Source organism: Flavobacterium sp. MK4S-17, assembly GCF_009848495.1.
Lineage (GTDB): Bacteria > Bacteroidota > Bacteroidia > Flavobacteriales > Flavobacteriaceae > Flavobacterium.
On sequence record NZ_WWEP01000021.1, the window covers coordinates 118,402 to 139,928 of the forward strand.

General features: G+C 35.3%; 20 protein-coding genes. 19 read left to right on the forward strand and 1 reads right to left on the reverse strand.

The features are described from left to right. The first annotated feature begins 19 nt into the window (after positions 1-19). Complete coding sequence (locus GSF09_RS08775; protein WP_159800569.1) at positions 20-388, forward strand: CoA-binding protein; 369 nt, start codon at positions 20-22, stop codon at positions 386-388. Here GSF09_RS08775 and GSF09_RS08780 read toward each other — a convergent pair. Continuing rightward, the gene (locus GSF09_RS08780; RefSeq protein WP_159800570.1) at positions 363-1,874 is read right to left on the reverse strand and encodes a sodium:solute symporter; all 1,512 of its coding nucleotides are present in this window, start codon (positions 1,872-1,874) and stop codon (positions 363-365) included. The two genes, GSF09_RS08775 and GSF09_RS08780, sit on opposite strands and share 26 nt — an antisense overlap. Positions 1,875-1,960: 86 nt before the next feature. On the opposite strand from GSF09_RS08780, the gene recR reads away from it, so the two are divergent. From recR to GSF09_RS08870, 18 genes are all read left to right on the forward strand, one after another. Further along, the gene (recR, locus tag GSF09_RS08785) at positions 1,961-2,578 is read left to right on the forward strand and encodes a recombination mediator RecR (RefSeq protein WP_159800571.1); all 618 of its coding nucleotides are present in this window, start codon (positions 1,961-1,963) and stop codon (positions 2,576-2,578) included. Between the two features lie 168 nt (positions 2,579-2,746). After that, the gene (locus GSF09_RS08790; RefSeq protein ID WP_159800572.1) at positions 2,747-3,718 is read left to right on the forward strand and encodes an SDR family oxidoreductase; all 972 of its coding nucleotides are present in this window, start codon (positions 2,747-2,749) and stop codon (positions 3,716-3,718) included. A gap of 24 nt (positions 3,719-3,742) precedes the next feature. After that, positions 3,743-5,014: a nucleotide sugar dehydrogenase gene (locus GSF09_RS08795; protein WP_159800573.1), complete on the forward strand. Its 1,272-nt coding sequence runs from the start codon at positions 3,743-3,745 to the stop codon at positions 5,012-5,014. A gap of 22 nt (positions 5,015-5,036) precedes the next feature. Next, positions 5,037-6,428 carry a UDP-glucose 6-dehydrogenase gene (locus GSF09_RS08800; RefSeq protein WP_159800574.1) on the forward strand — a complete coding sequence of 464 codons (1,392 nt, stop codon included), beginning with the start codon at positions 5,037-5,039 and terminating at the stop codon, positions 6,426-6,428. 19 nt (positions 6,429-6,447) lie between these two features. Continuing rightward, positions 6,448-7,464: an NAD-dependent epimerase/dehydratase family protein gene (locus tag GSF09_RS08805; RefSeq protein ID WP_159800575.1), complete on the forward strand. Its 1,017-nt coding sequence runs from the start codon at positions 6,448-6,450 to the stop codon at positions 7,462-7,464. 12 nt (positions 7,465-7,476) lie between these two features. Further along, entirely contained in the window at positions 7,477-8,523 is a 1,047-nt protein-coding gene (rfbB, locus tag GSF09_RS08810; RefSeq protein ID WP_159800576.1) for a dTDP-glucose 4,6-dehydratase, read from the forward strand. An 18-nt stretch (positions 8,524-8,541) separates the two neighbouring features. After that, the gene (gene rfbA, locus GSF09_RS08815) at positions 8,542-9,420 is read left to right on the forward strand and encodes a glucose-1-phosphate thymidylyltransferase RfbA (RefSeq protein ID WP_159800577.1); all 879 of its coding nucleotides are present in this window, start codon (positions 8,542-8,544) and stop codon (positions 9,418-9,420) included. Then, a complete protein-coding gene (locus GSF09_RS08820) occupies positions 9,411-10,847 on the forward strand; it encodes a lipopolysaccharide biosynthesis protein (RefSeq protein WP_159800578.1) in 1,437 nt (478 codons plus the stop codon). The genes rfbA and GSF09_RS08820 overlap by 10 nt, the downstream gene beginning before the upstream one ends. A gap of 109 nt (positions 10,848-10,956) precedes the next feature. Further along, a complete protein-coding gene (locus GSF09_RS08825) occupies positions 10,957-12,039 on the forward strand; it encodes a DegT/DnrJ/EryC1/StrS aminotransferase family protein (protein ID WP_159800579.1) in 1,083 nt (360 codons plus the stop codon). 2 nt (positions 12,040-12,041) lie between these two features. Beyond that, entirely contained in the window at positions 12,042-12,767 is a 726-nt protein-coding gene (locus GSF09_RS13840) for a DapH/DapD/GlmU-related protein (RefSeq protein WP_159800580.1), read from the forward strand. Between the two features lies 1 nt (position 12,768). Beyond that, positions 12,769-13,779, forward strand: a complete 1,011-nt coding sequence (locus GSF09_RS08835; protein ID WP_159800581.1) for an ATP-grasp domain-containing protein — start codon at positions 12,769-12,771, stop codon at positions 13,777-13,779. A gap of 9 nt (positions 13,780-13,788) precedes the next feature. Further along, positions 13,789-14,778, forward strand: a complete 990-nt coding sequence (locus GSF09_RS08840) for a glycosyltransferase (protein ID WP_159800582.1) — start codon at positions 13,789-13,791, stop codon at positions 14,776-14,778. Then, on the forward strand, positions 14,775-15,866 hold the full coding sequence (gene wecB / locus GSF09_RS08845; protein ID WP_159800583.1) for a non-hydrolyzing UDP-N-acetylglucosamine 2-epimerase: 1,092 nt from the start codon (positions 14,775-14,777) through the stop codon (positions 15,864-15,866). Before GSF09_RS08840 ends, wecB begins: the two co-directional genes overlap by 4 nt. A gap of 104 nt (positions 15,867-15,970) precedes the next feature. After that, on the forward strand, positions 15,971-17,095 hold the full coding sequence (locus tag GSF09_RS08850; RefSeq protein WP_159800584.1) for an EpsG family protein: 1,125 nt from the start codon (positions 15,971-15,973) through the stop codon (positions 17,093-17,095). A 13-nt stretch (positions 17,096-17,108) separates the two neighbouring features. After that, positions 17,109-18,215, forward strand: coding sequence for a glycosyltransferase (locus GSF09_RS08855; RefSeq protein WP_159800585.1), 1,107 nt, complete (start codon positions 17,109-17,111; stop codon positions 18,213-18,215). Positions 18,216-18,225: 10 nt separating this feature from the next. Continuing rightward, positions 18,226-19,332, forward strand: coding sequence for a hypothetical protein (locus GSF09_RS08860; protein WP_159800586.1), 1,107 nt, complete (start codon positions 18,226-18,228; stop codon positions 19,330-19,332). A gap of 1 nt (position 19,333) precedes the next feature. Next, a complete protein-coding gene (locus tag GSF09_RS08865) occupies positions 19,334-20,464 on the forward strand; it encodes a polysaccharide (de)acetylase (RefSeq protein ID WP_159800587.1) in 1,131 nt (376 codons plus the stop codon). After that, positions 20,454-21,527, forward strand: coding sequence for a glycosyltransferase family 4 protein (locus GSF09_RS08870; RefSeq protein WP_159800588.1), 1,074 nt, complete (start codon positions 20,454-20,456; stop codon positions 21,525-21,527). Before GSF09_RS08865 ends, GSF09_RS08870 begins: the two co-directional genes overlap by 11 nt.

The following is a 21,527-nucleotide window of genomic DNA, read 5'->3' on the forward strand; positions in this document are numbered from 1 at the left end:
CTTTATAAAAAAAGGTTTTATGAGTACAGAAAAGAAAACACTGGTAATGGGAGCTTCTACAGAGCCGACACGCTATGCGTATAAAGCAATCAGGATGCTGCAACGATACGGTCATCCTGTAGTGGCTGTGGGCAAAAAAGAGGATAACCTTGACGGGGTAAAAATAGAGAGGGAACAGGTGCCTTTTGAAAATGTGGACACCGTTACACTATACCTTAACCCTATGAACCAAAAACAATATTATAATTATATTATAAGCTTAAAGCCCAAGCGTGTTATTTTTAACCCGGGAACTGAAAACCCGGAGCTTTATGCGCTTTTAAGGGAGAATAATATTGAGGTGGAAGTGGGCTGTACTTTGGTTATGCTTTCAACAAACCAGTATTAGTGCTTTTTTTGCCTGTTACCCACAATAAAAGGAAAGTAATCAGTCCGTTTATTACAATTAATTCATTGTCGAATACATAATCGCCAAAAAGTAAGGAAGAGTTAAGGCTGATAAATAATGTTATAAAAGGGGAGGCAAGGCAGATGAATGGTACAAGCTTATCATTTACATTCCTGCTTTTTAATAGCAGCCCGAAAGAATACAACCCTAACAATGGGCCATACGTATAGGATGCTATGCGAAAAATCATGCTTACCACCGAAGCATCATTAATAGCATTAAATACTATAATTACCAAAAACATCAGGAACGAAAAGGAGATATGAACCCAGTGCCTTGTCCTTACCATATTGGGGCGTTGCGCATTGGTTTGCTTGTCCATGCCAAGAAAGTCTACGCAAAAAGAGGTGGTTAGTGCAGTAAGTGCAGAATCGGTTGTGGCAAAGGTTGCTGCTGTTAGCCCCAGCAGGAAAATAACCGAAGGGATTATAGTAAGGTGCTTAAAAGCAATTTCAGGGAAAAGCAAATCGGTTCTCGGCGTTCCTGAAGCATCAGCCGGTATGGCAATACCGTTATTATTGGCATATATATACAATAACGCTCCAACCCCCAGGAAAAACAGGTTGATAACTACAAAAATACCTGTAAACGTAAACATGTTTTTTTGTGCTTCGCCTATATTTTTGCAGCTAAGGTTTTTCTGCATTAAATCCTGGTCCAGCCCCACCATGGCTATGGTAACAAATATTCCTCCCAACACCTGTTTTACAAAATGGTAGCGGCTTCCTATAAAATCTTCAAAGAAAAATATTTTGGAGTAACTGCTGTTTTTTACTGTTTCAAAAGCTTCCGGCAGGCTAAGGTTAAGGCTGCTGCATATAAACCATATAGTAAAAAACACCGAGGATACAAGAAAAAATGTCTGTAATGTATCGGTAATGATTATTGTTTTGAGTCCGCCTTTATAAGTATAGGCAAAAATAAGCAGCAGCGAAATTAAAACAGTTACCCAAAACGGTATGCCAAAAGCATCAAAAACATACCGCTGCAATACTATAACAACAAGATATAAACGAAATGCAGAGCCTATTGTCCTGCTTATAAGGAATATCATGGCGGCTGTCTTATAGCTGTAATATCCCATTCTTTCCTCTATATATCCATAAATGGAGGTAAGGTTCATTTTATAGTAAAGAGGAAGCAGTACTTTGGCAATTATTACAAACCCAATGGCATTGCCTAAAATAAACTGGAAATATTTAAACTGTTCGCCATTTGGGGAGCCCACTTCGCCGGGTACCGATATAAAAGTGACGCCAGAAAGGGCAGTACCAATCATGCCGAAGGCTACAAGATACCATTTGGAATTTTTATTGGCTTTAAAAAAAGCATCGTTACCGCTGTCTTTTTTACTTACAATGCGGGAAATGAGTATTAAGACTCCAAAATATAGTATGATTATAGAAAGTATGGTTATGGGCTGCATGAAATGTTTTTTACAAAGCAAGTAAATTTAATTGAAATTTAAACATATGCCTTATTATACATTTTGTGTTTAGTACATTTGCATATATGGAAATGTCATCAAAGTTGCTTGAAAAAGCAGTAGCAGAAATTTCACAATTACCCGGTATAGGCAAGCGTACGGCATTACGGCTTGCATTGCACCTGTTAAGGCAGCCTGAAGAACAGACAGTGCAGCTTTCGGGTGCATTAAAGGCTATGCGGCAGGATATTAAATATTGTAGGGAATGCCACAATGTTTCTGATGCTGATGTGTGCGAAATTTGCCTTAACCCATTGCGTGATAAAACTGTTATATGTGTTGTGGAAGATATAAGGGATGTAATGGCTATAGAAAATACAGGTTTTTTTAAAGGCAGCTATTATGTGCTGGGAGGTAAAATATCTCCTATTGACGGTATAGGGCCTGGCCAGCTTAATATTGCAACGCTTGTTGAAAAAGTAAGGCAGGGAACCATTAAGGAATTAATATTTGCACTTAGCTCTACTATGGAAGGCGACACGACTAATTTTTATATTTACAAGCAAATTAAAGATACCGGCGTGGTTATTTCTGCCATAGCGCGGGGAGTAGCTATAGGCGATGAACTTGAATTTGCAGATGAAGTAACACTGGGCAGGAGCATATTGCACAGGGTGCCTTTTGAAAATTCGCTCAGCAGGTAATTATCTTTGTAATTTACAACCGTAAAACATTTAATAACAGTTAAGTATTATTAATCTGAATATTAAAGGTGTAAGTAAAAAAGACAAAAAAAAGTTAAGTAAACATATAAATAATACTTTGTTAAAATATTAGTATATATATTTGCACGCATAAAACAAAACAACTTAATGCCAGCTACAATTCTTATAACAGGCGGTGCAGGATTTATAGGCTCTAACCTGTGCGACCATTTTATAAATAAAGAATATAAGGTAGTGTGCCTTGATAATTTTGCAACAGGCCACCGCAAAAATATTCAGCATTTGTTGTCAAACCCTGATTTTACACTTATAGAAGGCGATATCCGCAATATGGATGATTGCAGAAAATCGGTTAAAGGGGTGCAATATGTTTTACACCAGGCGGCATTAGGTTCGGTACCCCGCTCTATAGCTGATCCCATAACCAGTAATGATGTTAATATCAGCGGTTTTTTAAACATGCTGGTAGCAGCAAGGGATGAAGGAGTTAAAAGATTTATATATGCTGCCAGTTCATCAACTTACGGAGATTCTGAGGCATTGCCCAAAGTTGAAGATAAAATAGGCAAGCCATTGTCTCCTTATGCAATAACTAAATATGTAAATGAGCTGTATGCTGAAATTTTCAGTAAAACCTATGGTATAGAAACTATAGGGTTACGCTATTTTAATGTGTTTGGCAGGAGGCAGGATCCCAATGGTGCCTATGCTGCTGTTATACCAAAATTTGTTATGCAATTCATGAAGCATGAAAGCCCTGTAATTAACGGAGACGGGAATTACTCCAGGGATTTTACCTATATTGACAATGTGGTGCAAATGAACGAACTTGCAATGCTTTCGGAAAATCCGGAAGCTGTAAATACAGTTTATAACACAGCATTTGGTGACCGTACCACATTAAACGATCTTGTAAGCAGCCTTAAATTATATTTATCTGAATTTGATAACGCTATAAAAGAGGTTGAGGTAATTTACGGCCCCAACAGGGCCGGGGATATTCCTCACTCATTGGCAAGTATAGACAAAGCTAAAAAACTGTTAGGTTATAAGCCAAAATATTCAATGCAGGAAGGGCTTAAGCAAGCGGTTAAGTGGTATTGGGAAAATTTAAAATAATAAAGTAACTTATATATTCAATATATGAAAATTGCAGTAATAGGATTAGGTTATGTGGGTCTGCCTCTGGCAAGGCTTTTTGCTACAAAGTACCCCGTAATTGGATTTGATATCAATAAATCACGTGTTGACGAATTAAATTCAGGTAAAGACAGCACACTGGAGGTGGAAGATGAGCTTCTCCAGTCAGTATTAGTTAACAATCCTAATTCCGGGAACGGGCTGTATTGTTCTACAAATATTGATGATATAAGGGATTGTGATTACTATGTTGTTACTGTGCCGACACCTGTTGATAAAAACAACAGGCCGGACTTAACACCCCTTTATAAATCAAGCGAAACCGTAGGCAGGGTACTAAAAAAAGGCGATATTGTTATTTATGAATCTACAGTTTACCCGGGTGTTACTGAAGAAGAATGTGTACCGGTACTTGAAAGGATAAGTGGACTAAAATTTAATGAAGACTTTTTTGCCGGTTATTCGCCGGAAAGGATTAACCCGGGTGATAAAGAACACACTGTTGAAAAAATATTAAAAGTAACCGCAGGCTCAACGCCTGAAGTGGGTGAAAAGGTGAATAACTTATATAAGTCTGTTATTACTGCGGGTACTCACCTTGCGCCTACTATAAAAGTAGCTGAAGCGGCCAAGGTAATAGAAAATTCACAGCGCGATATAAATATTGCTTTTGTAAATGAGCTTTCGAAGATATTTAACTGTATGAATATTGATACGCATGCAGTTCTAGAAGCTGCCGGTACTAAGTGGAATTTCCTTCCGTTTAAGCCGGGACTGGTAGGTGGGCACTGTATAGGTGTTGACCCATACTACCTGGCACAAAAGGCGCAGGAAGTTGGCTATCATCCTGAAATTATACTGGCTGGGCGAAGGCTTAATGACAGTATGGGAGAGTATGTAGCTTCGCAGGTTGTTAAGCTGATGATTAAAAAAGGAGTTATAGTTAATGGCTCTAAGTTATTGATGTTAGGAATTACTTTTAAGGAAAACTGCCCCGATGTAAGGAACACCAAAATTGTAGACGTAGTTAAGGCCTTAAAAGAGTATGGGATTGATATTACTATTTATGATCCATGGGCAAACCCTGCGGAAGTTGAACATGAGTATGGTTTAAATACCATTAATGAACTTCCTCAAGAGAAGTTTGATGCTATTGTTTTAGGGGTGGCGCATAAGGAGTTTTTAGATACAGACCTTTCTTCGCTGAAAAAAGAGAAGAGCATAGTTTATGATGTGAAAGGTATTTTAGGAAATAAGGCAGACGGTAAATTATAACCTTCTGATAAGAGCAAAAAGAATGAGGATAAAAAATATATGTTGTATAGGTGCCGGATATGTTGGGGGTCCAACAATGGCAGTTATTGCACATAAATGTCCGGATATAAAAGTTACCATTGTTGATATAAATGAGCAGAGGATAGCAGACTGGAATGATGAAAATCTGGATAACCTTCCGGTATATGAACCAGGCTTGGCCGATATAGTTGCGTCGGCAAGGGGAAGGAACCTGTTTTTTTCTACAGATGTAGAAAAGGCTATTGATGAAGCTCAAATGATATTTATATCGGTAAACACACCTACAAAAACATACGGCCTTGGTAAAGGCAAAGCCGCCGATTTAAAATATATTGAGTTGTGTGCAAGGCAGATTGCCGCAGTTGCCAAAAATGATAAAATTGTAGTTGAAAAATCTACATTACCTGTAAGGACAGCACAGGCTATTAAAGATATTCTCGATAATACAGGGAACGGGGTACAATACCAGATACTTTCTAATCCGGAATTTTTAGCAGAAGGTACAGCTGTACAGGATTTACTTAATCCTGACAGGGTGCTTATAGGCGGCGACACAACAAAGGAAGGGCAGGAAGCAATAGAGGCGCTTGTTGAGGTTTATGCAAACTGGATACCACGCGAAAATATATTGACTACTAATGTGTGGTCATCTGAGCTTTCCAAATTAACAGCGAATGCATTTTTAGCCCAAAGGGTATCTTCAATAAATGCTATTTCTGAGTTGTGTGAAAAAACGGGAGCCGATGTTAATGAAGTGGCGAAAGCTATCGGGATGGATAGCCGTATTGGCCCAAAATTCCTTAAAGCTTCGGTAGGTTTTGGAGGCTCATGCTTTCAAAAGGACATCCTTAACCTTGTATATATAGCAAAATCCTACGGACTGCATGAAGTGGCCGATTACTGGGAGCAGGTTATTATAATGAATGACCACCAGAAGAGGCGTTTTGCATCTAATATTGTAAGGACATTATACAATACTGTTTCAGGAAAAAAAATAGCTTTTTTGGGCTGGGCATTCAAAAAAGATACGAATGACACAAGGGAGTCAGCTGCAATTTATGTAGCTGACGATTTACTTTTTGAGCAGGCAAATATTGCGGTATATGACCCCAAGGTAGAAAAAGGCACTATTTACAGGGACCTGGATTATTTAGGTACAAGGCCTGCTGATGCAAACAGGGAAAATGTAACGGTTTATACCGACCCTTATGAGGCCTGCCGGGATGCGCACGCAATTGCCATACTTACCGAATGGGATGAGTTTAAGCAATATGACTGGCAAAGAATTTATGACAACATGAAAAAGCCTGCTTTTGTATTTGACGGGCGTAATATTTTAGAAGGCCAGAAGCTGGAGCAAATAGGATTTGTTTTTAGTGAAATAGGCAAATAGCTTATAAAGCTAACGTTTTATGAATGTATTAGTTACCGGTGCTGCGGGATTTATTGGTTATCACCTGTGTGAAAAATTACTTTCCATGGGGCATACAGTGGTGGGGTTGGATAATTTAAATAACTACTACGATGTTAACCTGAAACTGCAAAGGCTAAGCCAGTTGGGCATAGCATCAGAGCCGGAATATAATGTTCTTGTAAATAGTGAAATACATGCAGAAAGATTCAGGTTTATAAAATTAAACCTGGAGGACAGGGAGAATTTACCATTATTATTTACCGATAATAAATTTGATTGTGCCTGCAACCTTGCAGCACAGGCAGGAGTGCGTTATAGTATAGAAAACCCGGATGTTTACATTGATAGTAATGTAACAGGTTTTGTAAATATACTGGAAGCCTGCCGCAATTATAATATAAAAAAGCTTGTATTTGCAAGCAGTTCCAGTGTATATGGCTTAAATGACAAAATTCCGTTTTCTGTAAATGACAATGTAGATAAGCCTATCAGTATATATGCCGCAACAAAAAAAAGCAATGAGCTTATGGCATATACATACAGCCATTTATTTGGTATAGAAACCGTTGGCCTTCGCTTTTTTACAGTTTACGGGCCGTGGGGAAGGCCGGATATGGCAATGTTCCTTTTTACGGATGCAATATGTAATGATAAGCCCATTAAAATATTTAATGAAGGTAACCTGTGGCGTGATTTTACTTATATAGATGATATAGTTAATGGAGTTGTAGCCACTATAACCAGGGAAGTACCGGGTGGCGAATTGTACAGGCTTTACAATATTGGCAACAGTAAGCCGATAAAATTATTTGATTTTATTACTGAAATTGAAAAAGTTACAGGTAAACAGGCGTTAAAAGAATATTTACCCATGCAGCCGGGCGATGTAGAAAAAACCTGGGCAGATGTGAGCAGGCTTCAAAAAGATTATGGTTATAGCCCTTCTGCTGATATAGATTACGGAGTCAGGCAGTTTGTAGAGTGGTATAAGAAATATTATCCTTGCAAGAATTAATTATTTTAAAAAATGAAAAAAATTCTGATTACCGGCGGGGCCGGATTTATAGGTTCTCATGTAGTTAGGCGTTTTGTAAAGCGTTATCCCGATTTAAATATATTTAATCTGGATGCTCTAACCTATGCGGGTAATCTTGAAAATATTAAGGATATAGAAAATCAGCCTAACTATGTTTTTATTAAGGGGGATATTACTGATGCTGATTTTATAAACTCCCTTTTTAATGAACATAAGTTTGAAGGGGTAATACACCTTGCGGCTGAATCGCATGTTGACCGGTCGATAACAGACCCCTTAGCATTTGTAAAAACAAATGTTATAGGTACCATGAACCTGCTTAATGCCTTTCGTGATTTATGGAAAGATAATTATGATGGAAAACGATTTTACCATGTAAGCACCGATGAAGTGTATGGTACATTAGGTACTGAAGGGTTATTTACAGAAACTACACCTTATTCTCCAAACTCCCCTTATTCTGCATCAAAGGCAGCATCAGACCATTTTGTAAGGGCTTATGGAGAAACATACGGCCTGCCTTACGTTATCACTAATTGCTCTAATAATTATGGGCCAAATCATTTTCCTGAGAAATTGATTCCGTTATTCATAAATAATATTATCAATAACAAGCCGCTGCCTGTTTACGGCGATGGAAAATATACACGCGACTGGCTTTATGTGGAAGACCATGCACGTGCCATAGACCTTGTATTTCATGAAGGTAAAAATCATGAAACATATAATATAGGAGGCTTTAACGAGTGGCAGAATATTGACCTGGTTAAATTGCTTTGCACTTTAATGGATGTTAAATTAGGGCGTACTGAAGGCGAAAGTGAAAAACTTATAACTTATGTAAAAGACCGCCCCGGGCATGACCTGAGGTATGCGATTGACGCTTCAAAAATAAATAAGGAACTGGGATGGGAACCATCTGTTACTTTTGAGCAGGGACTTGAAAAAACTATTGAATGGTACCTGAATAATGAAGAGTGGCTTAAAAATGTTACATCAGGGGCATATACCGAGTATTACAGCAAACAATATCAATAAAATTTAAAGCGGAGTATTATGAAAGGCATTATTTTAGCGGGAGGTTCAGGAACCAGGTTATATCCATTAACAATATCCGTAAGCAAGCAGTTGTTGCCTGTTTATGATAAACCTATGATATATTATCCGCTATCAGTTTTAATGTTGGCAGGTATTAATGAAATACTCATAATTACTACTCCGCATGACCAGGAAGCATTTAAAAAACTTCTTGGGGATGGAACACAGGTAGGCTGCCGATTTGAATATGCCATACAAGAACAACCAAACGGTTTGGCAGAGGCATTTATAATAGGCGCTGACTTTATAGGAAATGACAGTGTTGCCCTTGTACTGGGAGATAATATATTTTACGGTAACGGGTTAGGCACGCTTTTAAGGAGCAAGACAGATATTAAAGGAGCGGCAATATTTGCTTATCCTGTTAAAGACCCTGAACGTTATGGGGTGGTTGAATTCGATAAAGATCTTAAAGCTGTAAGCATTGAGGAAAAACCTGCGCAGCCAAAATCAAAATACGCAGTACCCGGCCTTTATTTTTATGATAACAGGGTAGTGGAGATGGCAAAAAGCGTTAAGCCTTCGGCAAGGGGAGAAAAAGAAATTACCACTCTTAACCAGATGTACCTTGAAATGAATGAACTGGAAGTAGGTGTAATGACCAGGGGTATGAGCTGGTTTGATACAGGTACAGTAGATTCCCTTGATGATGCCACAGAATTTATAAGGGTAATACAAAACCGCCAAAGTGCTGTTATAGGCTGTATAGAAGAAATAGCTTATGAACGCCGTTTTATAACTATTGAACAGTTAGAACAGGCTGCTGTTCGTTATGCAAAGTCAAAATATGGTGCTTATCTCAATGATATTATAAAAGAAAGAAGGGCATGTCTTTAAAAAAAACAGCCATGTCCGGCATGGTCTGGACATTTACCCAACAGTTTGGTTCGCAGGGTATCACTTTTGTTGTTTCATTAGTCATGGCAAGGATATTAGAGCCTGCCGAATTTGGCCTTATTGGAATGATTAGTGTTTTTATGGCACTTGCAACCTCTCTTGTTGACAGCGGGATGACACAATCCCTGATACGAAAATCAAAACCAGACCAGGAAGATTTTTCCACTGTTTTTTTCTTTAATCTTGGTATGAGTATTTTCATCTACCTGTTACTCTTTTTCTGTTCCCCATTAATTGCCGATTTTTATGATCAGCCCATATTAACCCCTATTGTAAGGGTTTATTGCTTGTCATTTATAATAAATTCATTTTCTGCCGTCCAGTTAACAAGGCTTACAAAAGAAATGAACTTTAAAATGCAGATGATGGTTGCATTGCCGTCAATACTGGTTTCAGGTTTACTGGGTATTGCACTTGCTTATCTGGATTATGGGGTTTGGAGCCTGGTTTGGATGGGGGTTTTCCAATCACTGTTCAGCAGCATCCAATTATGGATTCGTTCCGGATGGGCGCCTTCGTTCGTGTTTAATAAGGCAAAGTTTAAGGAGCACTTTAGTTTTGGTTATAATCTGGCCATTTCAGGGATATTGAATACAGTTTTTCAAAATATTTACCAGATAGTTATAGGACGTTTTTTTTCACCTGCCCAGGTAGGTTTCTTTACAAGGGCTAATGCCTTGAAACAATTGCCGGTTGTTAATATATCAAACACTTTAAACAAGGTAACATACCCTCTGTTTGCATCAATTAATAATGATGATGTAAGATTGAAAAGGGTTTACAGGCAAATTATGCAGACTGTTATATTTTGCCTTTCACCGGTATTGGTTTTTATGGGCGTAGTGGCAGAGCCGCTTTTTAGGTTCCTGTTTACTGAAAAATGGCTGCCGGCCGTACCCTATTTTCAGGTTTTATGTATAACAGGAATTTTATTCCCTATACATTCTTATAATTTAAGTATACTGAAAATAAAGGGCAGGAGCGATTTATTTTTGCGACTTGAAATATTAAAGAAAGTTATAATTTCAATCAGCATAATTATTAGTATCAGGTTTGGTATTATGGGTTTGATATGGTCTCAGGTGGTTACTAATTTTATTGCATTTTTTATAAACTCATATTATACTGGTAAATATATTAATTACCCTGCACTAAGCCAGCTTAAAGATATAATGCCGGCTATTATATTATCTTTTGCTGTGGGTATGGGGATTTATGCACTTGATTATTTCGCCTTGGTAACCACAGCAGATATAGTAAGGATAACTTTGGGGCCTGCTTTAGGGCTGGTGTTATACCTTGCATTTTCATGGCTATTAAAATTTGATTCCTATAACGATATTAAAAACATTTTATTAAGGAGATAAGGTTGTATTTATATACATGATGAATTTATTTATCTTTATTTGATTTAATAAAAACATATTTATTTAAGAAATACTTTAATTTGCATTTAACAGAAATAAGCAAGCTGAAATGATACCCGTAACAAAGCCCTTTTTACCTCCAATTGAGGAATATACTAAATACCTTGACGGAATATGGCAAAGGCAATGGCTAACCAATATGGGGCCCCTTGCCAGCGACCTGGAAATGAAGTTGAAAAATTATTTAGATGTAAAGCACCTGCTTTTTGTAACTAATGGTACGGTTGCCTTGCAAATGGCTATAAAGGCATTAGATTTAAAGGGGGAAATTATCACTACACCTTTTTCATTTGTAGCCACAACAAGCAGTATAGTGTGGGAAGGGTGTAAGCCGGTTTTTGTAGATATAGATAAAAACACCTTAAATATAGATGCCTCAAAAATTGAAGAGGCTATTACTGATAATACTACTGCAATATTAGCTACCCATGTATATGGCAACCCATGCGATGTACATAAAATTGAAGAGATTGCAAAAAGGCACGGGCTAAAAGTTATATATGACGGTGCCCATGCATTTGGAGTAAAGCTAAACGGGAAATCGATATTTGAATATGGTGATATATCTGTATGCAGCCTGCATGCTACCAAATTATACCATTCGGGGGAAGGAGGCTTAATTGTAACAAAAGATCCTGAATTACTTAAAAAGCTTGCACTCATCAGGAATTTTGGATTTAGCGGCCCGGAATCATTTGCAGAGTTGGGAATTAATGGAAAAAATTCTGAATTTCATGCAGCTATGGGTTTAACAAACCTTAACTTTATAGACGCTATTCATAAAAAAAGAAAAGAAATTACAGAATATTATAATAGTAAATTATCAGGACTTAAAGCTGTAAGGCCGGTTTGGCATAAACAAGGTACGCTGAATTATGCTTATTATCCGCTTGTTTTTGATAGTGAGGAGCTGATGCTTAAATGTATTGAGAAATTAAAAACTAACGAAATTGGCACGCGGAGGTATTTTTATCCATCACTGGCAAATACATTACCCTATCTGGAGCCCGCTGATTTTGATGTAACAGATAGTATTTCAAGAAAAGTTTTGTGCCTGCCCTTATATTTTGATTTATCTTTGGAGGAGGTAGATTTAATATGCAGGCTGTTATTAAGAGTTCAAAATAATTAATTATGATTTTAAAGAATTCAAATATTGATGAATCAGTTTTTAAAGCTAAAGATATTCACATTGAAAATTCTGAAATCAAAGCAAATTCATATTTATACAGGGATTGCAGAGTAATAAATTCTACAGTTGGTGAAAAATGTATAATTGGCGATTTCACTAGACTAACTAATAGTTTTCTAGAAAGATATAATAAAATTGATAGATCAACATTAATTTATTTTTCTAATATTGGAAGTCATACCTATTTTGGAAGCAACGATGTAGTTATGCATTCCGTAATTGGAAAATTTTGCTCTATATCTTGGGGAATCACTATTGGAGCTGCAAATCATGATTATAGTAAAATCTCAACGCACGATTTTTTTTATAATGATGTATATGGAATAAAACCTAAAGGTGAAGAGCCAGCGTATGAAAGGTTTATAAATAAAACTAATATAGGAAATGATGTGTGGATTGGTGCTAATTCTACAATTTCAAATGGTGTAAAGATAGGCAATGGTGCTGTAATAGGCGCAAATTCAATTGTAACAAAAGATGTTCCGCCATACGCAATTGTAGTAGGAAATCCTGCTAAAATTTTAAAATTTAGATTTAGTGATGATATTATTGCAGAATTAAATGAGTTACAGTGGTGGAACTTGTCGGAAAATATACTAAAAGATAATTATCAACTACTTAAATCCGATGATGTGAAACAAATAATAAAAACATTAAAACAATATTAAAATGAATATACTAGTAACATCAGCAGGCAGAAGAAGTTATTTAATAAGGTATTTTCAAGATATTCTTAAGGGTAAAGGTAAAGTATATGCGTCAAATTCTTCACCTTCACTTGCAACACAAGATGCTGATGGCAGTTTTATATCACCTTTAATTTATGATGATACTTATATAGATAGTCTCATTGAATTTTGTAAATCCAATGATATAAAAGCAATAATATCAGTTTTTGATATCGATTTATTAATTTTAGCAAAGAATAAAGAAAATATTGAAAGTCATGGAATAAAGCTTTTACTATCAGGTGAAAATGTTATTGAAATTTGTAATGACAAATGGAATACATATTTATTTCTAAAAAATAATAATATTGGCACGCCCTTAACATTTAAATCAAAGGAGACTGCTATAAATGCAATTAGTAGCAAAGAAATAAATTTCCCAGTTATCATTAAACCTAGATGGGGAATGGCGTCAATGGGTATATTTATAGCTGATAATTATGAAGAGTTGAACGTGTTTTACAATAAATCTTTAAAAGCAATAAATAATAGTTATTTGAAATATGAGTCAAGCCTAACACCTGAAGAAATGGTTTTAATTCAAGAAAAGCTTAAAGGTCAAGAATATGGGCTTGATGTAATTAATGATTTGAAAGGCAATTTCGTTAAGGTAATTCCAAAATCCAAACTTGAAATGCGAGCAGGAGAAACTGACCTCGGCCAGACTATAAGTTCTGATAATTTCAACTCTTTGGGGATAAAATTGAGTAATTTATTAAAACACGAAGTAATACTATCAGTAGATTGTTTTGAATATAATGGAGAGATTAAGGTAATTGAAATGAATTGTCGTATTTCGGGACATTATCCATTAAGTCATATTGCTGGAGCAAACTTACCAAAGCAAATAATTGAATGGCTCGAAAATAAACCTACTGACATGAATAATTTTAATTATAAAGAAGGACTTTTTATTACTAAAGATTTAGTCCCGAGAGTTGTGAATTTATAAAATTCTGAAATGAATCAATTACCATTAGTTAGTATATGTTGTTTAGCATATAATCACGAGAAGTATATAAAAGCTTGTTTAGAAAGCTTTTTATTTCAAATAATATCATTTAAAATTGAAATACTTATACATGATGATGCTTCAAGTGATAATACTTCTAGAATTATTAGGCATTATGAGTTGAAATATCCTGACTTAATCAAACCTATATACCAATTAGAAAACCAATATAGTAAAGGTATTCCAGTTTCTAAGATATATAATTTTTCTAGAGTTAAAGGCAAATATATAGCAATATGTGAAGGAGATGATTTCTGGACAGATCCTTATAAATTGCAAAAGCAGGTTGATATATTAGAAAGCAATGATAATTATGGCTTAGTCCATGGTGATTGTAATTTTCTATATTCTAACGGAAGAGAGGAAAAGAATGTTAACAAATACTCAACTAAAAATGTTGAATATACAACGAGAAATGACATATTTAATGGACTTATAGCAGCTGATTATAAAATAAGAACTGCTACAGTAATGTTTAGAAAAAGCCTGTATGATTCAATAAGTGATAAGATTGATAGTGTAAGAGGCAAATTTTTAATGGGTGATACACCAATGTGGCTTTTAATGATATCAAAATATGATTTTTGCTATATTGACGAAGTCCTTGCAGTTTACAGATTTTCAGCTAATAGTGCTTCAAGACCGGGGAATTTAGAAAAAAAATTACGTTTTAAATTGTCATCGGCTGAAATGAGAATATATTTTTTGAAAGATTACAATAAAAAAATTCCAGAAAATATAAAACTTATTTATAATAATGCTCTTTTAAATTATAAGCTATTTAACAACAATTATAAAGAAATGTACCAATTAATCGATCCACAACCCATACATTTATTTATAAATAAATACTCAAAAATCAATTGGATAAGAAGTATTCTTAAATTAAGAACAAAACCTAACTATTTCAAAATCATCATAAGTAAACTTATAAAATGAAAATAACACTCATAGCTGGTGCACGTCCGAATTTTATGAAAATAGCACCTATTATTCATGCTATAAAATCGGTACAGCAAAATGGTAAAAATGTTCAATATCGTTTAGTGCACACGGGTCAGCATTATGATGAAAAAATGAGTGATACTTTTTTCAAACAACTTAATATTCCTCCTCCAGATGCTAATTTAGGTTGTGGCGGAGGTACACAGGCTGAGCAAACAGCTGCTATTTTAATAGCTTTTGAACAAGAGTTAACCGCCAATCCGACAGATTTAGTATTGGTTGTAGGTGATGTTACATCAACAATGGCCTGTGCAATAGTTGCGAAAAAACTGAATACAGATGTAGCTCATGTTGAGGCGGGCATACGTTCTTTTGACCTTACAATGCCTGAAGAAATTAACCGTATGGTAACGGATAGCATTACAGACCTGTTTTTCACTACCAGTACATTTGCCAATGAAAACCTTAAAAAAAGTGGGGTAAGTGAAGATCGCATCTTTTTTGTTGGGAATGTTATGATTGATACCCTCATGGCAAATAAGCCTAAGTTTACCAAACCAGTTTTTTTCGATGAACTGAATTTAAAAGAAAAAGGCTATATAGTCATGACGCTTCATAGACCGGCTAATGTAGACCAGGGTGAGAAATTAAAAAGGCTTATAGATGAAATTGTAAATAATGTTGAAGGTATTCCCGTAATATTTCCAATACACCCCCGGACTGCAAAAATCTTTACCGATTTAGGTATTAAGGCAGATAATTTATTTATTGTAGACCCATTAGGATATCATGAATTCAATTATCTGGTACAAAACTGTAAGGCAGTAATTACTGACTCTGGAGGAATTACTGAGGAAACTACCGTAATGGGAATTCCGTGCCTGACTCTTAGGGATAATACTGAACGCCCTGAAACAATTGAAATAGGTACTAATATGCTGATAGGTACAAATCCTGCCAGCATAAAGCCTAATCTTGATAAATTGATTTCAGGAGAGTGGAAAAAAGGAGATATACCACCATTTTGGGATGGCCATGCAGCTGAAAGGATTGTTGATCAACTTATAAAATTATACAACTAAACTTGCTTCAGGACAAAAAATACAATATTGTACTTAAAAGTAACTTAAACGAAATCTTATTTTCCTATCTGCTTTTTTTTATATGGCCATTTATTGCTGTAATTGTGTCATTAAAAAACAACAGGCAGTTATGGTCTAAAAATATTATTTGGTTTTTTGTTGCTTTCTATGGTTATAATTTTGTTATTCCAAATGAGGGAGCAGATGGATTTGCATATCAGGAACGTTTTATAGAGATTGCACATACGGAATTGTCTTCCAATAGTTTTTCAGAATATTTATATGGTGGAGAAAACGGAACTGTAGATATAATAGAGCCGATTATATCTTATACTTTAGCACAGTTTACAGATAATCCCCAAATATTATTTGGAGTTTATGGTATAATATTCGGTTTTTTCTACTCAAGGAATTTGTGGTTTCTTTTATCTCATAACTACAAATGGTCATATACTAATTTTATAATTTTTATTTTATTCGCCTTTAGTATAGGTATTTGGGAAATAAATGGTTTCAGGTTTTGGTGCTCATGCCACATCTTTTTTTATGGAGCCTTTCCGTTTATTATGCAAGGCAAAAAAAAGTATATAATTTTTATACTCCTTTCTGCATTCATGCACTTCTCTTTCCTTTTTCCAATAGCGATACTTGCCCTTTACTATTTTGCAGGTAATAGGGTTCATATATATTTTATATTCTTTTTAATAACTTTTTTTATAGCAGAATTAAATGTATCTGCCGTAAGGGAGATATTAACCCTCTATCTGCCTGATATATTCAGTACGAAAATTGAAGCATATACTTCAGATGTTTATATTGATGTAGTTGAAGAACGGAGTGCGAATGTTACAATATTTAATACGTTAAGTAAATATATGGGTACTTTTATAAGGGTAGCCATGTTACTAATTGTTTATTTTAATTATAAAAAAATAAAAAACAGTAAGCCTTTAAATAGCCTGCTAAGTTTTACGCTGCTGTTTTATGGATTTGCAAATATATTTCAACTGATACCCTCTGGGGGTAGGTTTATTTCGGCAGCATCATTGTTTGTATTTTCATTATATTTTATATACACACAATACTCAACCAGTTTATTTGCCAGAAGATTTGTATATGTTGCAAGTCCTTTAATTTTGTATGTTGTTTTTTATAATTTTAAAATCATAGCGAAGGATACCTTTAGCTTGTATACCTTTAGCAACCCATTGTTAAACTCTATTTTTTAAGATAAATTTCTTTATGGATACAAAAAAAGTATTGATTGTTGCCAAAAGCTTTTTTCCAATGTTATCTCCCCGTGCGTTCCGTGCTACAGAACTGGTAAAGGAACTTGCAAGGCAGGGCCATGATGTAACAGTTTATATACCTAAAGAAGATAGCGTACACTTAGAGTTTGAAAAAGAACATAATATTGTTATAAAAGACTTAGGTAAAAATAAATTTCCTGAAATAACCTTTTCAGGAGGAGGTGTATCCGGTACAATTAAAAGGGGGCTCAAAAGAGCCTTAGGTTTATTGTTGGAATATCCTGATGTTCAACTGGTAGGCAGAGTGAGTAAAGCATTAAAAAATGAATCTGGATACGACTTGCTCATTTCTATAGCAGTACCTTACCCTATTCACTGGGGCGTGGCAGCATCAATAGGGAAATCACACAAGCCTGCCAAAGTATGGGTTGCCGATTGCGGAGACCCTTATATGGGCGACATATCAGATTCCTTTAAAAAACTGTTTTACTTTAAGTATGTAGAAAAGTGGTTTTTTAAGAAAACCGACTATATATCTATACCGATTGAAAGTGCCAAAAAAGGATATTATCCTGAGTTTCACAAAAAAATGGTTATTATACCACAGGGTTTTAACTTTGATGAAGTTGATAAAGGCAGTTATACGCCAAACCCTGTTCCCACATTTATATATGCAGGAGGTTTTATACCTGGATTTAGGGATCCGGTGCCTTTTTTAAAGGAACTTGTTACTATTGATAAACCTTTTAAATTTATTATATACACTAAAAATAATACTTTAATAAAGCCATTTATAAGCCAGCTTGGAGATAAGCTTGAAGTAAGGCCCTACATTAATAGAAATGAACTTTTAAAAATATTATCACAGGCTGATTTCCTGGTTAATTTTAATAATGCTGATGTGATTCAGTCGCCAAGCAAGCTTATAGACTATAAGCTTTCGGGCAGGCCAATTTTAAATGTAGAATATAGCAGTGTTGACAGAAAAGTTATTGATGAATTTTTTGATGCTAATTATAGCAATGCGCATAAAATTGATAATATAGATGATTATAACATCAAAAATGTAGCAAAGAAATTCTTAGAATTAACTAACTAATCAAAGCTTAATGAAAAATTTAATTAAAAATATTTCTAATATTCCAGGCTGGAGCACCAAGCGCAAAATTGTAGTGTTTGAAGTGGACGATTGGGGAGCCGTAAGGACAAGATCAAAAGAGGCGAGAGATACTATGATAGATGAGGGTCTTAACCTGAAGAAGAACAGGTTTGACTATTATGATACCCTTGCGGGGAGTACGGATTTACAAGCTTTGTTTGATGTTTTGTCCAAACATAAGGATAGCAAGGGAAATCCCGCTGTTTTTACTGCAGTTAGTGTTGTGGCTAATCCTGATTTTGATAAAATAAAGGCTTCAGGCTATAATGAATATTTTTATGAAGAATTAACCGAAACACTTAAAAGGTATTATCCTAATGAAGATGTGTTTTCCTTATGGAAACAAGGGATTGAGACAGGCTTGTTTTATCCTGAATTTCATGGAAGGGAGCACCTTAATTTTGAATTGTGGTTAGATGCCTTAAAAGATGGTGATAAGAATGTAATAGCAGCTTTTGAAAATAATAGCCTGGGTATTAAATCGGATTTATTACAGAAATATAAAGGTGGTTATCTTTCCGCTTTTGATTACAAAAACGAAAAAAGCCTGCAAATGCAGGAGAAAATAATACGTGAAGGACTTACTATTTTTGAAAAACTATTTGGTTATAAAGCCCGTCACTTCACATCCAGTGGATTACTGCATACTGCTAAGATAGATACCTTTCTGAATGATAATGGTATTAAGTATATAGATGTTGCAAAAAAACATCTGGAGCCTTTGGGTGAAGGAAATTATAAAACTAGAGTATATAAACTGGGACAAAAAAATTCCCTTGGTCAAGTGTATATTACACGAAACTCAAGGTTTGAACCTAACGATACTAATGCTGATAGCGTAGGTACTGTTTTAAAAGATATTGAAATTGCTTTCAGGTGGAATAAACCTGCTATAATAAGCTCACACAGGGTTAACTATGTTGGTTCTATTGATGAAGGCAACCGGGAAAAAGGTTTAAAAAATTTGAACGACCTGCTTGCAAATATAGTAAAGCGCTGGCCGTCAGTTGAATTTATGAATGTATCCGATTTGGGTAAATTAATAGAAGAAAAATAATATGTTTAAACATATTCTCAAATCGGCATCTTATAACCTGCAATCCATACCGGGTAAAAGGGTAGATGAAAAAATAATTATTATTGAATCTGATGACTGGGGCAGTATAAGGATGAGTTCGAAAAGGGCTTACAATTCATTACTGGATAAAGGTATTCCTGTAAATAAATCTTTCTATAATAAGTACGATTCACTTGCGAGTTCAGAAGACTTAGAAAATTTGTTCCATGTACTGTCAAAATATAAAGACAAACGTGGCAATAGTCCTGTTATTACCGCAAATACCATAGTAGTGAATCCGGATTTTGAAAGAATAAGGCAAGATAATTTTGAAAAATACCATTACGAACTTTTTCCTGATACTTTAAAGAAATACTCTAACACGCATCAAAATTCATTTGATCTTTGGAAAGAGGGTATTAAGAGTAAAGTATTTATCCCACAGTTTCATGGGCGCGAGCACCTTAATTATAAACGTTGGCTTTCATCATTAAAGCAGGGGAATAAAGATGCTGTTGCAGCATTTGATGAAAACATTTTTGGATACCCTTTAGATGCCAGGTCACCATTTTATACAAATTATATGGCTGCTTTTGATATTGATAATGAAAACGATATTAATGACCAGGTTTTAGCAGTTCAGCAGGGGCTTGAAATTTTTAAAGATATTATAGGGTATCCGGCAGAATCATTTATTGCACCTAACTATATATGGCACGATGCTATTGAGCAGGCTGTTGCAAAACAAGGCATTAAGCAGTTGCAAAGCGGCTTGTATCAGTTTAAGCCTTCCCTAAAAAAGGAGCAGTACAAAAAAGTAATGCATTATATAGGCCAAAAAAACAAGTATGGATTAAGCTATAGCGTAAGAAACGCTTTTTTTGAGCCTTCTTTCTCAACAGGCACTGATTGGGTAAATAATTGCCTCCATAGAATTGATGTTGCCTTTAAATGGAAAAAGCCTGCTATAATTTGCAGCCACAGGGTAAATTATATAGGCGCAATAGAAAAATCTAACAGGGATAACAGCCTAAGACAGCTTGATGTGCTTTTAAAAAAAATTACCCAAAAATGGCCTGAAGCAATATTTATAAGCTCAAATCAGTTAAATGACTACCTGAATGGAAAATAATAATACTAAAATATGCCTTATATCACCCTCATTACAAATGGGAGGGCTGGAAAGGGCTATGTCAGGTTTGGGTAATTATTTTAACTCGAAAGGCTATAAGGTATATTATATAGTTTTATACAGGTTTGAAAAGTTTTATGAGCTTAATGATGGTATAGAGTTAATAGAACCCGATTTTGATTATAACATATCGAAAGGGCTGTATTATATTAAAATGATAAAGTACATCAGGAAGAATGTAAAAAATATTAGCCCTTCAACCATTATGTCTTTTGGGGATTATCATAATGCTTTAGTTTTGCTGTCATTAAAAGGACTTAAATATCCTGTTTATGTTTCTGACAGGTCAAGCCCTGATAAGGAATTTGGCAAACTTGTTACCATGCTTAAAAAATGGACATATAAAGATGCAAAAGGAATTATAGCACAAACAAACCGGGCAGCGCAGCAAAAATATAATATGTTGGGTAATAATATCAATTTGGTAGTTATTCCTAATGCTGTAAGGCAAATAGAGCTTTATGATGTGGAAAGAAAACCACAAATATTAGGCGTGGGGCGCCACTATAAAGTAAAAGGCTTTGACAGGCTTATTGAGGCTTATGCACTGTTAAATACAGATTGGCAACTTGTGTTGGCCGGCGGAGGTGGCCCGGAAAGCGACAACCTTAAAGAGCTTGTAAAAAAACTAAATGTAGAGGATAAAGTTACTTTTCTGGGTAAGGTACTGGAAATTGACAAGGTGTATTCTGAGGCATCAATATTTTGCCTTACCTCCAGAAGCGAAGGGTTGCCTAATGCCCTTTGTGAGGCAATGGCGGCAGGAATGGCATGTATAAGCTTTGATATAGTTGCAGGGCCTTCGGATATTATTGAAAATGGTAAAAATGGTTTGCTGGTGCCCGATGGGGATATTAAAGAACTGGCAAAACAATTGCAAAATTTAATAACAGACAAGAGCTACAGGGAGCAATTGGGGATGGAGGCTTCTAAATTACAGCATCAGCTTTCGCTGGAATCATCGGGAAATAAATTTTTAAACTTTATAACTTCTCACTTGTAG